We start from the raw sequence: 15,018 nt of genomic DNA, 5'->3' as shown, positions 1-15,018 counted from the left end.
TCATGGCCGGGCCAGGGTACGGTTGATGGTGGCGTCTTTGCCTTTGAACAGATTTTCATCGAACTTGAAGCGCAGGCGCAGGTAGGGGCCGCGCGCCGTGTAGTCGGCGCCCGTCAGGTCGCGGTCGGAAAAGCCCGACCAGTTGTGGCCGGCCGACAGCCACAGGTTTTGCGCCAGCAGATAGCCCACTTCGACGCCGTTGGCCCACTGGCGGCTACCTCCTTGCGGGCTGCCCATCACGGCCGCCAGCACGCCGATGTCCCAGTGCTTGCTGATGTCGTACACGGTGCGCCCGGAAAACAGCCACGCCGTGTACTTTTCCTGGCCCACCGGCAAGTTCTTGTCGTTGTTGTGCTTGGCGGCGACCCTGCCCGTAAACCACCACGGACGGCTGGGGTGGTAATCGAGGTGCGTGGAAACGATGTGCGCGCGGTAATTGTCGCCATCGATCTGCGACTGGTCGCGCACGGTCTTGTACTCGTAGCGGGCCAGGCCGTTGAAACGGTTGTCGTCCACGGGGCGCCAGGCAAAGCCCAGCTGTGCCCGGTCCTGCAGCACGTTGCCCACGGGCGCGCCACTGGCATCGTCGTTGTTGCGCGTGTACAGCAGGTAGTTGCGTGCAAGCAAAGTCCAGTCACGGCTCAGCTTGCGCGCCCAGGCGATGGTATTGAGCCATTGATCCTGGCGCTGGTCGCCCGGCGCGATTTCGCTGTCGAACAAGCGCCGGTACTCGAGCTTGACGGAGCCGCGCCACAGCGGATTGACCGAATAGTCGAAGCCTGCAGCCACGGCCACGGCCTGTTGTTGCTGGCCGTTCATGACTTTCAGATATTCCACATTCGTGTTCGCCGCCAGCCCTTCGCCCAGGTTCCACGTGTTGCGCAAGCCGGACGCCAGTTGCAGGTCGCGCTGGTTGCTGAGGCTGTAATCCATGGCGTCGCGCATGCGGTACTCGCCAAATACAGTGCCGCCCGGCATGTAACCCGTGTCCGCGCCGGCCACGAAACTGGTGCTGCGGTCAGCCGGATTGAGCGAATACGCGGACGCCAGCCCCGTCTGGTTTTCATAGCGCGCGTACAGCCGGCTGCGTTCGGCCAGCTGGTATTGCGCACCCAGGCCGTAGCGGTGCTGGTCCGCGTCGGAAATGCTCTTTTCCACGTCGCCATTCAGGGTCCAGCGCTCCGTGGCCTTGTATTGCGCCCCCAGGCGCACGGTAGTGGCGTCCAGCGGCACCGTCGCGCCCGCACCCGCGCCGGGATTGATGGGCGCAAACGTGGTGATGCTGCCGCCCGTGACGGGGTCGATGGCCGTGTTCGCCGTGCCGTTGCCAAAGAAGCCGCCCGTGGGATTGAGACCCGTGCCCAGCGGCGAGGTATTGGGCGCAATGCCGGCCGTCGACGGCATGCCGCCGCTCTCCTTCATGTGCTGGACGGAAACGTCGAGCAGCCACCGTTCGCTGGCATTCCAGGCCACGCCCAGGCGCTGCGCATCGCGGCGCGCGTCCGTGCTGCGCTCGTCGCTGCGGATGGCCTCGCCATACACGGTGACTGCGGGACTGAGTTTGTAGCCCGCCTTCACGCCCGCCTCGCCCCGTCCGCCAGTGATGCCGGCCGCCGTGTTATTGAAATCCTTGTCGGAGCGGCTCCAGAAGGCTTTCGCTTCCAGCTTCTCATCCTTGTGCTGCAGCTCGACCCGGGCCGCATTGCCGCTGACTTCATCGCGCAACTCGCCCGCCTGGCCGGACGGCGTCGTGTAGATGCTGCCGCCCGCGCTGTAGCTAGTGGACGTGGTGCGCGCCACTTCCACCACCAGCAGGCTGTGCTCGCCAAAGCGCAAGCCCGCGTTGACGCTGTGCAATTTGTACGGTGACAAGGGGTTTCTATCTTCCACGGCCGAGCCGCCCAAGGACACCATTTTGCCCAGCTGCACCTGCCCATCCACGCCCAGGGTCCAGAATTTCTCGCCGCCTTGATCCACCTCATAGCTGATGCGTATCGATTGCGGATCGCCATTCGGCGTCAGCGCGGGGATCGCCTGCTTGAACAGGATGCGCCCGCTGAACGGCTCGAAGCTGTAATCTTCGAAACGGCGCAGCTGCGTCACCTGCACGATATTGCCATTCTGGTTCTTGTCGCGCACGACGATCTCGATCTTTTCCGAGTTGTCGATGGCGTTATTGTTGCGCACGGCGAATGGCCCCGAGGTGCCATTGGCGCGGTACTCCTCGACCACTTGCTTCAGGCTATCGTTGATGGCGAAGGCATTGGCGACGATACCATCCTGTTCGTAATGGCCGCGCCCACCCGTGGCCGTGCGGTTGTACTGGCCCAATTTTCTCTGCTGCAAGTTGGCCACGGCGCCGCCGCCCGTCATCTGGCTGAAGCCGTCGCCGGTGGCAAAATCGCCATACAGCACATAGCTTTTCTGCTGGTCGATGCGCACGTACAGGCGGTCGCTGGAACGGGCGTCGAAGTTGCGCACGGAACTGTCGCCGTAGACGGGATAAAACTCTTCCGGATTGACATCGCGCAAGAGGCGCGCGCGCGTATCCTTGTCCGTGTCGTAGGCGGCCGTCAGCAAGGCGTCGCCAAGAATCGTCCCTTTCAGGAACATGGCCGCGCGGCCCGCCACGTTGGCCTTGCCATTGTTGAACGCCCTGCTCCAGCGCTGAATGTCGCGCTCGAAACCATCGTTGAAGCGCGATGGCGAAATGGAACTGCTCGACAGGCTGCGCTTGCTGATGATGCCGTCGATCAAGCCCACGGCCAGCATGTCGCGCAGTTCCGGCAGGAAACTGATCGTACCCTGCGCCGCCACGCTGCCGGCCGACACGCGCAGCAGCACGTCCTGTGGCGTGGACGGGGCCAGCAGGCTGAAGCTCGCTACACCATTCTCCACCGTCAGCTGCGTGCCAGGCGTGACCTTGTCCACGTCGCGCCGCTCGGGGCCCAGCTCATCCGTGCGGGCGCCGGGCAGCAGGATACGCCCGCCGCTGGCCTCGATGGTCAACAGCGCCGTGCCCGTCAAGGGCTTGCCCTGCGCGTCATACAGCCTGACCGTCACCGTGACGGGGCTCTGGCCATCGGCCGGCACGCCGTTCCCATCCGTCTCGACGGCGATGCGCGCCACGCCCCGGTTGATCGCATAGTCGGCAAGGCCCACCGTGCCTGCAAACAAGGATGGCGCTGCCACGCTGTCGGGCAGGGGAAGCTGCGCGTGACCGAGCGCCGGAAATACCAGCAGGGCCAGCGCGGCGGCCATGCGCCGGGGCGCGGGGAAAGTTCTCTTCATGGCTTGTTTCTCTTTAGCAGCATTGGCAAGCGGCAAGTGAGGTGAAAGAGGCTTATTGCACATGGCTGCCTCCTGCTGCTGGCGCGGCGGCGGGTGCGCGCGGAGCGACGACAGGCTGGTTGGCGCTGTCCGTCGCTTGCGCGGGCGCGCTAGCGGGCTGGCTGCTGAAACTCAGTCCCGGCCCCGCCCTGCCCTCCCTTTCCACGCTGCGCACCTCGCCCTGCGCGCGGCGCGCCTTGACTTGCTCCAGCACGGGATTCGAGCACGAGCCTTCGATAAAGTCGGCGCGCAGCAGTTCGCCGTTCTTGGTATCGAGGAACAGGCTGTGCGGGTCGCCCAGGTTGCGGTTCGACGCTTCCATCATGCGGCTGGCCCGTGGCAACGTAGCGCCATCGACCTTGATGACGTGGCTGTTTGGCGTGATGCCGCAATAGCTGTACTTGCCTTCCACGTCCGTGGTGAAGTTCGTGCCATCTTCCATGTACAGGCGCACGCCCGGGATGCCCAGTTCCTCGCCATCCTGCACGTGGTTGTTGTTGCAATCGACAAACACCTTGCCGGCGATGCAGGCATCCGTGGTGAACACGCCGCCCGTCACTTTCACTTTCGCGCGCGCCTCGTTCGAGGGCGGGCCGTTGGTGGTCGATGCCTGGGCGCGGTTGATGCCATCGCCCTGCAGCGAACCGACGCCCACGCGCAGGCGGTAGCGGAAGCTGGCGCTGGCGTTCGGTGCCAGCGATTCCAGCTTGAAGCTCAGCTGCGGCCCCGGCTTGCCGCCCGGGTCAGGCTGCACCACGTTGTTGCGCGTGGTGGTGCCGTCGATGTAGCGGAAGCCGGCCGGCAGTTTATCGAGCACGCTGACGCCAAACGCCGTCGCCACGCCCGTGTTCTTCACCTCGATCGTGTACTGCAGGCTGTCGCCGATCTCGGCCTGGGTCTTGTTGACGCTCTTGCTGATCAACAACATCGGCTTGTCCGTCGTATTGAACACCACGGGCGTAAAGCTCGGTGGCGTGGCGCCTGGCGTGGCCGGCAGCAACAAGGTATCGGCCGAGCTGGCCAGAGCCAGCCCACCGGCAGGCGCCACCGGCGTCATCGACGTACCCGTGCCGCTGTAGCTGTGGCCGATGTTCCGGCCGCCTGTTTCCGTGCCCAGCATGGTGCTCGCATACACCTGGTTCAATTGCGGCACGGTGGGAATCGCTACCACGCTGCCAAAGTCGACCAGCATGGTGAAAACGATGTTACAGCTTTCCTGCGGTTGCAAGTCGCCCTTGCCGCTCAGCAAGCCAAACACGGTGATGCCATTGAAGTCGGCGTTCGCAGCGCAGGCCGTGGCGCTGGCGGGCAGCGCCGTGACGGCCAGGCTGCCCGGTTTGAGGGTGACGCTGGTCGCCGTGGGGAAAACGGCCTTCAGGTTTTCCGCCACTTGCACCATGGTCGAGGTCGGGTAGCCGGCAGGATAGCGGTTGGCCGCCTGCACCGTGTAGCTGATCTCGAACTTGCTGGCGTCGACTTGCTGCTGTGCCGACACTGCCTTGATGACATCGACCACTTGCCGCAGCAACACCACGGGCGTGGGCGTGTCTTCGCCCGTGAAGGCGACGCCGCCCACGGTATCGGAGGCATTGCCATTGCGGTTGGGATCGACTTTTTCCGCCAGCGCGGCCACGTCGGCTGCCGTGGCCACGACGCCTGCATGGCTGCCGCCATTGTTGGAAGCGTCAAACACCAGGCTTCCCACGGGTGGCGTATAAGCCGGATTGGCGGCAATGACGCCCGCAGCCGGGGCCGGCGGAACGCTGATGGCGCCGCCAGCGTTGGCGACATTGCCGCCCAGGGCGCTGGCAAACACGCTGTTGTTGTACTGCGGCAAAGTCGTCTCCTGCACCGTGATTTCCACGGTGAAAGTGATGACGCTCAACTCGCCCTCGCCCAGGGCTGCATCACCGCTGAGCAAGCGCAGGTCGCTGCTGCCGCAGCCACCGCCGAAGCCAGGGTTGACGGCAAGCTGCCTGCTGCCGCCGATGGCGGGCGCGGCGGGTGGCGCAACGATGCGGCACGTGACCGGCTCGGGGAAGGCGGCGCGCAGGCTGTCGAGCGCCTGCACGTTCGATGCCGTGCCCTTGCCCACATTCCTGATCACCACCGTGTACGGCACATTGAAGACCTTGGCCGACAGCTGGGCCACCTTGCCCACGCCCAACGCCACGCCGATGGCCGGGTTGGCCACTTCCGTGACGGCCGTGCAGTCAGATGCCTGCGCACAACGTGGCAGGTCGGGACCGGCGGGCACGATGGTGTTGCTCAAGGTGCCGCTGGCGGCCACTTTCGCGCTCAGCGTGACGGCGGCCACGGCATTGGGCGCCAGGCCGGCCGGCACCGTACACACCAGTTTATTTGCGGCCAGCGGCGCGCAGGTGGTGGGCGCGGCGGGCGTGACGACAATGTCCGTCAGGCTGGCGGCCAGGTCGTCCGTCAGCGTGATGGCTGCCGTAGTGGCACCGCTGCCGCTGTTGGTGGCCGTGATGGTCCAGCTGACGGTGTCGCCGATGCTGGCGTTGGCCTTGTCCGCCACTTTCTTCACCATCACGCTGGGGCTGGTGACGTTGGTCGTCGTCTGGCAATCGCTTGGGGCCAGGCACAACGGCGCATCGGGCCCGGAAGGCACGACGCGGTTGAGCGCCGCGCCCGCCTGGGTGACGGTAGCCGACACTTCCACGCTGGCTTCGCCGCCATTGCCGATCAGTCCGGCAGGCACGCTGCAGCTCAGCACATTGCCGGCCACGGGTGCGCAAGTGGCGCGCACAGGCGTGACCAGCACATTCGTCAGGCCGGCCGGCAAGGTATCGACCAGGGTCATGTCGGCGCGCGTGGGACCGCTGCCCGTATTGCTGGCCGTGATGGTCCACACGACGGTGTCGCCCACATTGGCGCTGGCGCGGTTGACGCTTTTCCGCACTGCCACTTTAGGTCCCGTCAGCACGATGCCGGACTCGCAACTGTTTGCCTGCGCGCAGGCTGGATTGTCTGGCCCGCTCGGCATCACGCGGTTCGATAGCGTGCCTTCCAGCGTGCCCGTGGCCGTCACGCGCACGCTGCGCGTGCCATTACCGACAGCCAATTGACCGGCAGCAATGCTGCAGCTTTGCACGCTGTTCGCCACCCAGTTCGCCAGCGGCGGGCAGGTCACGCCAGCATCGGCGTTGACCGCCAGCACCGTCAGGTTCGGCGGCAGGATGTCTGCCAGGGTCACCACGCCCAGGTTGGCCACGCCGCCGCTGTTGACGGCGGTAATGGTCCAGATGATGCTGTCGCCCACGTTGGCATTGCCGCGGTTGGCCGTCTTGCTGACGCGGATCACGGGGCCCGGCATGGTTACCGTGGCCGTGTTCGGCAAGTCGTACTGCACTTCCGTCGAGCTGGTGGCGATGAGGCTGACGATGGTCGAGACGTTGTTGGCCGGCTGGATATACGACAGACCGAAGCTGTGCAGCTCGTTGGGCGCCAGGCTGGCGGGCAAGCCCGTCACCGTCAGCATGCCGCTGAGGGCGTCATAGCTGCCGGCCGCGCCGCTCAGGGTCACGCCCATCAGGCCCTGCGCCAGTTTCAGGCTGTACGTCACGTTCTCGGCCGTGCCGGGACCGGCATTGCTGAAGCTGACGATGCCGTTGATCTGGTCGCCGGCACTGGTAGTGCCGGGGAAACCGTTCAGTGTGGTGGTCACGTCGACCAGCAGCTTGATGGCCGTGGTGCTGGTGCTGCAATCCGCCGCCTGCGCGCAGACAGGATTGTCCGGACCGCTTGGCAACACCGTGTTCTGCAGCACGCCGGCCGCGCTGGCCGTGGCGCGCAGCACCACTTGCGCCTGTCCGCCCGGCGCCAGGCCGGCCGTCACGCTGCACGTGACGATATTGCCCGCCACGGGCGCACAAGTGGCCAACTGCGTGGACAGCACTTGCACGCCGCTGACGCCGGCTGGCAGGTTGTCGGTCAGCACGATAGCGGATTTGGTCGCGCCCGTGCCGCCATTGCTGGCGGTAATGGTCCAGGTCAGCACCTCGCCCACGCTGACATTGTTCTTGTCGACGCTCTTGCGCACCGTCACTTGCGGCGCGACGAGGGTCGTCGTGGCCTGGCAGGCGCTGGCCTGTTCGCAGGCGGGGTTGTCGCCACCGCTGGGCACGACGCGGTTCGACAAGCTGCCGCCCGCGGCGCCGCGGCCCGTGATGACGACCTTGCGGCTGCCATTGGCGGCCGTCAATTGACCGGCCGCAACCGTGCACGCCTGCACGCTGCCAGCCGTCCAGCTGGCGACCGGCGGGCAGCTCATGCCCGCGTCGGGCGTCACGCTAAGCACGACGATGTTGGCCGGCAGCACATCGCTGACGACGACCGGGTTTTGATTCGGCAAGTTGCCCGTGTTCGTCGCCGTGACGGTCCAGGTCAGGATGTCGCCCACGGCCGCGTTCACCTTGTCGACCGTCTTGCTGGCGCGGATTACGGGACCCGGCAAGTTCGTCGTCGCCGTATTCGGCAAGTCGTTGACGATTTCCGTGGAACTGGTGCCCACCACGCTGCTGATGCGCGAACTGTTGCTGGCCGGCTGCGTGTAAAACAGGTTGAAGCTCGCGCTCTGGCCGGCGATCAAGGTGGCTGGCAAGCCGCTCAGCACATACATGCCCGTGCCGCTGTTGTAGACGCCGCTGATGCCGGGCGCGCCACTGACGGGACTGAGGGAAACGCCGCTCAGGCCCGCTTCCAGCTGCAGGCTGTAGCTCATCGTTTCCGCCACGCCCGGGCCCACGTTGGCAAACGTCACCACGCCACGGATGGCGTCGCCCGCGTTGCTGCTGGCGGGAAAACCGTTCAGGGTGGTCGTCACGTCGACCAGCAGTTTCGACACCACCGTGGTGGTCTGGCAATCGCCGGGGACGGCGCAGACGGGGTTATCCCCTCCGCCCGGCAGCAGCGCATTGACGAGGCTGCCCGACAGGGTGGCCGTGGCGCTCAGTTTTACGCTGGCGCTGGCGCCGGCGGCCAGGCCGGCCGGCACGCTGCAAGTCACGACATTGCCTGCCGGCGCGGCGCAGGTGACGGGCGCCGTCGGCGTCACCTGCACATTCGCCAGGCCTGCCGGCAAGGTATCGCTCAGAGTGGCAATGGCCGTGCTGGGGCCGCTGCCCGTATTGCGCAAGGTCAAGCTCCACGTCAGGGTGTCGCCCACGTTGGCCGCCGTCTTGTCGACGCTCTTGCTGGCGTTCAGCAAGGGCGCGCTGACGGTGCTGGTAGTGCGGCAGTCGCCCGCCTGCAGGCAGGAAGGATTGTCCGTGCCGCTGGCGCTGACGCCATTGACGAGACTGCCGGCCACGGCAGCGCGCGCCGTCACTTGCAGCGTGGCATTGGCGCCGGCGGCCAGGCCGGCCGGCACGCTGCACGTGAGGACATTGCCGGCCAGCGGCGCGCAAGTGACGGGCGCGGCGGGCGTGACGACGATATTCGCCAGGCCGGCCGGCAAGGTATCGGTGATGGTGGCGACGGCCGTGCTGGCCCCCGTGCCGCTATTGGCCAGGGTGACCGTCCACGTCAGGCTGTCGCCGATATTCAGCGCCAGCTTGTCGACACTCTTGCTCAGCGCCAGACTGGGGCTGGTAATGGTGGTCTGCGTCTTGCAGCTGCTGGCCTGGAAGCAGGCTGGATTATCGGGGCCGCTTGGCATGACCTGGTTGGCCAGGGTGCCGCCCGCGCTGGCCTTGCCGGTCAGCACGATCTGGCGTTGGCCATTGCCGGCTGCCAACTGGCCGATGGCCACGCTGCAACTCTGGCTACTGTTGGCCACCCAGCTGGCCAGCGGCGGACACGTCACGCCACTGTCGGGCGCCACATTGGTGACGATGATATTGGCCGGCAACAAATCTGTCAGGATCACGGCGCCCTGGTTGGCCAAACTGCCCGTGTTGCTGGCCGTAATCGTCCAGATAATTTCCTCGCCGACATTCGCCACGGCCTTGTTGGCCGTCTTGCTGACGCGGATGATGGAGCCGGGCATGGTGACGGTCGCCACATTGGGCTGGTCGTTCGGTACTTCCGTCGACGTCGTGGCAATGCGGCTGACCACGGTTGACAAGTTGCTGGCCGGCTGGATGTAGCTGAGCTGGAAGCTGAAACCCTGCCCCTGCGCCAGGGTGGCCGGCACGCCGCTGAACGTCACCAGGCCGGAGCCTGCGTTGTAGCTGCCGGTCACGCCGTTGATGCTCACGCCGGCCAGTCCGGGCGCCAGCTGCAGGCTGTACGTCACGCCTTCGGCCGGCCCGGGACCGATATTGCTGAAATTGACCGTGCCGGCGATCGTGTCGCCCGCTTGCGTGCTGCCGGGGAAGCCGTTCAGGGTGGTGGTCACGTCGACCAGCAATTTCACGGCCGTGCTGGTGGTGCTGCAATCGCCGGGCTGCGGGCAGACAGGATTGTCCGGGCCGCTTGGCACGACGGTATTGACATAGGCGCCGGCCGCATTGGCCACGCCCTTGACGACGATATTCAGCGTGGAAGCTGCGGCCATGCCGGCTGGAATGGAACATACCAGTTGGTTGCCGCTCGGCACCGCACACGTGGCGGGCGACGCGGGCAGCACTTGCCACAGGGTCAGGTTGGCCGGCAAGGTGTCGGTCAGGGTGACCACACCCGTGGTCGCGCCCGTGCCCGTATTGGCCACGGCAAGCGTCCACGTCAGCGCATCGCCGACATTGATATTGCTCTTGTCGACGCTTTTATGCACGGCCACTTGCGGGCTGAGGATGGTGGTGGTGGTCTGGCAGGAAGCTGCCTGCGCGCAGGCGGGATTATCGGGGCCGCTCGGCAAGACTTTGTTGCCCAGGCTGCCGCCGGCCGTGCCCCTGGCTGTAATGACGATGCTGCGGCTGCCATTCACGGCAGCCAGCTGGCCTGCCGCGACGGTACACGCTTGCGCGCTGTTGGCCAGCCAGCTGGCCAGTGGCGGACAGCTCACGCCGGCGCCTGGCGTGACGGACAGCACGACCACGTTGGCGGGCAGGATATCCGTCAGGGTGACCAGGCCCAGGTTGGCCAGGCTGCCCGTATTCGTGGCGTTGATGCTCCAGGTAATCGTCTCGCCCACGTTGGCCGTCGTCTTGTCGGCCAGTTTCGTCACGCGGATGATGGGACCGGGCACGGTGGCCATGGCCGTATTCGGCAAGTGGTTTGCCACCTCCACCGAGGTGGTGGCGATGCTCGACGTCACCATCGACAGGTTGTCGGCCGGCTGCGTGTAACTGACGTTGAAACTGGTGCTCTGGCCATACACCAGGCCCACGGGCAAGCCGCTGAGGGTCACGACGCCCGTGGCGGGATTGTAGCTGCCCACGGCGCCCGTCAAGGTGACGTTGCTCAAGCCCGGCGTCAGCTGCAGGGTGTACGTCACGCCTTCGGCCGGGCCCGGTCCCACATTGGCGTAGGTGACGGTGCCGGAAATCGTGTCGCCCGCCAGGGTATTCGGCGGGAAATTGTTCAGGGTGGTGGTGACGTCGACCAGCAGCTTGACCACCGTGGTGGTGGTGCCGCAATCGCCGGGCAGCACGCAGGCAGGGTTGTCCGGCCCCGATGGCAGCACGCTGTTGACGGCGGCGCCAGCCAGGGTGGCCGTGGCGCTGACGATGACCTTCGCCGAGGCGCCGGGGGCCAGGCCAGACGGCACGCTGCACGTCAGGTTCTGGCCCGCCACGGGCGCGCAGGTGGCGGGCGCCTGCGGGCTGACGACGATGTTCGCCAGGCCGGCCGGCAAGGTGTCGGCCAGGGTGACGGCGCCCGTGCTGGCGCCCGTACCGCTATTGCTCACCGTCAAGGTCCATGTGAGCGTGTCGCCCACGTTGACGCTGACCTTGTCGACGCTCTTCTTCACCGCCACGTTCGGGCTGGTAACGGTGGTGGTGGCCAGGCACTGGGCCGGCGTGGCGCACGCGGGATTGTCGATGCCGCTCGGCACGAGGCTGTTGGCGACGCTGCCGGGCGCATTCGCCACGGCCTTGATGAGCACTGTTGCCTGCATGCCACTGCCCAGCCCTGGCGGCACGGTACACGTCAGCGTGGTGCCCACAGGCACGCCGCAACTGGCCGGCGCCACGGGCAATATCTGCAGCGCGCCCACGTTGGCGGGCAAGCTGTCCGTCAGGGTAATCGGGCCATTCGTGGGGCCGCTGCCGCTGTTGACGGCTTTCAGGGTCCAGGTGATGGTGTCGCCGAAGTTGACGGTGGTCTTGTCGACGCCTTTCGTCACGGCCACGCTGGGGCTGGTCACCGTGCTGGTGGTGGCGCAGTCGGCGGGCGTGGCGCAGGCAGGGTTGTCGGCGCCAGTCGGCACGATGCTGTTGTTGTAGGTACCCGCCGCCGCAGGCTGGGCCGTGACGCTGAAGCCGCCGACGCCGCCATTCGCTGCCAGGCCGGCCGGCACCGTGCAGGTGAGGATATTACCCACTGGTATGGCGCACGTGGTCGGCAAGATCGGCGTGATCACCAGGCCGGTCAGGTTGGCCGGCAAGGTATCGGTCAGGGTGATGGGCGCGGTGCTCACGCCATCGCCGCTATTCGTCGCCGTGACGCTCCAGGTCAGGCTGGCGCCGATATTGATGCTGGCATGGTCGACAGTTTTCTTCAGCGTCACCTTGGGGCTGGTGATCGAGGTGACCGTGCGGCAGTTTTCCGCCGTGGCGCAGGCAGGATTGTCTGGTCCGTTCGGCATGATGCGGTTCGCCAGGCTGCCGCCCGCCGTGGCGTGCGCGGTGATCGTGACGCTGCGGCTGCCGTTGAGGGCCGCCAGCTGGCCGGCGGCGATGGTGCAGGTCTGGGTGCTCGACGCCACCCAGCTGGCCAGCGGCGGGCACGTCACGCCCGGCGCCGCCGTCACGCTCGTCACCACCAGCTTGGGCGGCAACAAATCGGCCAGAGAAACCAGGCCTTGGTTGGCGATATTGCCCGTATTGCTGGCCGTGATCGTCCACGTGATGTTCTCGCCCACGTTGGCCGTCAGCTTGTCGGCCACCTTGGTGACACGCACGTTCGGCCCCGGCACCATCACGGTGGCCGTATTCGGCAAGTCATTGGCCACTTCGACCGAGGTGGTGGCGATCACGCTGGTGACGAACGAGCTGTTCGAGGCGGGCTGCGTATAGCTGAGATTAAAGGTGACGCCCTGCCCGGCCGCCAGATTCGGTGGCAAGCCCGACAGGACGATGAAGCCCGTGCCCGCGTTGTACACGCCCGTCACGCCGGTGACGGACACGCCCGTCAAGCCTGGCGGCAACTGCAGCGTGTACGTCAGGTTCTCGGCCGTGCCCGGTCCCATGTTGCGGTAGGTGACGTTGCCGCTGATGGCATCGCCCGCGTTCGTCGAACCGGGAAAGCCGTTCAGGGTGGTGGTCACGTCCACCAGCGCCTTGCTGACGACAGTGCTGGTCTGGCAAGCGGCCAGCGTGGCGCAGCTGGCGCCATTGCCGCCGGACGGCGCCACGCTGTTGACGAAATTGCCGGCCGCCGTCGGCACGCCAGTGATGCTGACCTGGGCGCTGGCGCCCGGCGCCAGGCCGGCCGGCACGGTGCACGTGAAGGTAGTGCCGGCCACTGGCCCGCAAGTGGCGGGCGCCGTGGGCGTGACGACGATGCTGGCCAGGTTGGCCGGCAGGGTATCGGTGAGGGTCAGGGCCGCCGTGGTGGCGCCCGTGCCGGCATTGTTCGCCGTCAAGGTCCACTGCACGCTGTCGCCGATGAAGGCGCTGCTCTTGTCGACGCTTTTTTGCACGCGCACGAGCGGGCTGACAATGCCCAGCGTGTCGCTGTCCACGTTATTCGCGGGGATGGGGTCCAGCGTGGTGGCGCCGGCCGTGGTAGTGATCGTCAAGCTGCCGCTGGCGGGCAGGTTGAAGGTGGAACTGCAATTGATGCGCGAGCCGGGAATGAAGGGCGACACGGGTGCGCTGCAGCTGGCCGTGGCGCCGGCTGGCAAGCCGCTCATCACGCAGGTGGGCGCGGCCGCGTTGTCGGGACCGTTATTCGTGCACACGCCCGTCACCGTCACGGGGGCACCGGCATCGTAGGGACCGGCTGGCACCGTGGTGACGGCTTGCATGTCCGCCTGCAGGCGGCGGTTGCTGATGGTACACGTGACGGGCGCCTCGGGCATGCTGAAGTTGCCCGCGTTGGCCGCGCCCGATCCGATGACGGCGGCCGTATCCGTGCGCGCGCAACTGTAGCTGCTCTGGTACTGCGCCAGGATGGTGGCCGTGCCCGCGCTTTCCGCAAACGTTGCGAGGTTGCCCACGCGCACCACGGCGCTGGCAGTGGCGCCGTTGCCGCCCTGCGCGCCGGCCGTGCCATTGGCATTCATGATGAACAGGCCGCTGTCGCTGGCGGGCGCCAGTACCTTGAGCACCGTCAAGGTATTCGTCCTGACCGTGGCCGTGGTGCTGCTGCTGTTGTTGCTGAGATCGCTATCCGTTTCATTGGGCGAGACGGTCACATTCGCCGTATTTACGATGCTGGCGGCGTCGCCCGGCGTGGCCGTGATCGTCACCGTCAGGTAAGAACCCGTGGTGGGGTCGCTGACGGCTGCATTCACGGGCAGGTTGCCCATGGTAATACCGACGCTGTTGCTGCCCGAACCCGAGGTTTTCGTGCCGCAGGAAGCGCTGCCGCTGGCGGCACAAGTCCAGCTGACGTTACTCAAGCTGGCTGGCAACACATCGTTGAAGGTGGCACCCGTGCTGAGGGCCGGGCCGCGGTTCCACACTTTCATGGTATAGCTCATTGGCTTGCCGACGGAAAACTGCGCCGGCCCCACCTTGCCGACGGCCAGGTCGGTCTTGCTATTGGTGCAACTGGCATAGGAACTGGCCAGGCTGGGGTCGCGCAATTGCGCCGCAGGAATAATTTCCGTCACATTGTCTGGACGCGTCCAGCGCAGGTGCAAATAGTTGATGCCGCCCACGTTATTCCACAGGACGCGGGCCAGATAACAGCCACCGGGCGTGGCGCTATTGAAATTGCCGGCCAAATTCTGGAAATCCGTTTCATTATTCGAATATTCGGCCACGCTGCCCACAGCCACGTTGTACACGGAATTGCGGTAATTGGTCGAATACTGGGTCGAGAAATCGACCTTCACGTCGTCGTCGTGCGAGACGCTGAATTTGTAGTTTCCCGCCTGCGGAAACACCACCAGCGTGTACATCACGCGACCCATGATCCAGGCCCGGCAGGCAGCCGACGTTTGCTGCGTGTCGAGGTTGCATAACTGCGCGGGATTGGCGGCCGTGCCATTGGCCCAGTCCAGCTGCGCCGAGGTGCCCGTGCGCGCCGCGTTGGCGGCGGGATTGGCGGCCAGCGCCGCCAGACTGGCGAGCCGGCCAGTGCTGCCCGCGTTGAAGCCATTGTTGTAATTGGGCGCGGGCGGATTGGCCGGCACCCGCGAGATGCCCCGGTAATCCTCCCACAGCACCTGTGCAGTGGCAGGCGCGGCGGCACCCAGCAGCAGGGAAGCGAGCGCCAGCGGCACAACATGACACTTGGAAAGATGGGGTAGGCGGACGCGGCCGACAACCGCGGCCAGCATCCCCATGTAGCGCCCGGCGGACGAAAAAGCTGCATGGCGGCCGGAGCGGCCTGCCGTTTCCTGTAGTGTTTTGATCATGTTGTTCGCTAAGAAATGTACTGCTGCAAGGT

2 protein-coding genes are annotated in these 15,018 nt (G+C 66.1%); both read right to left on the bottom strand.

Annotated features, from left to right (window positions below):
* Positions 1-3,291, bottom strand: coding sequence for a hypothetical protein (locus ACQ4WP_RS13900; protein ID WP_436521487.1), 3,291 nt, complete (start codon positions 3,289-3,291; stop codon positions 1-3).
* Between the two features lie 52 nt (positions 3,292-3,343).
* On the bottom strand, positions 3,344-14,986 hold the full coding sequence (locus ACQ4WP_RS13895; protein ID WP_436521485.1) for a hypothetical protein: 11,643 nt from the start codon (positions 14,984-14,986) through the stop codon (positions 3,344-3,346).
* Between the last annotated feature and the right edge of the window lie 32 nt (positions 14,987-15,018).

Origin of the sequence: Janthinobacterium lyxosi (genome assembly GCF_051380665.1) — a bacterium.
GTDB lineage: Bacteria > Pseudomonadota > Gammaproteobacteria > Burkholderiales > Burkholderiaceae_D > Janthinobacterium.
This window is presented reverse-complemented; position numbering and strand designations above follow the sequence as displayed.

Excerpts from the sequence above, each read along its gene's own strand:
- ACQ4WP_RS13900 (WP_436521487.1), bottom strand. The coding sequence starts at position 3,291 with ATGAAGAGAACTTTCCCCGCGCCCCGGCGCATGGCCGCCGCGCTGGCC.
- ACQ4WP_RS13895 (WP_436521485.1), bottom strand. The coding sequence starts at position 14,986 with ATGATCAAAACACTACAGGAAACGGCAGGCCGCTCCGGCCGCCATGCA.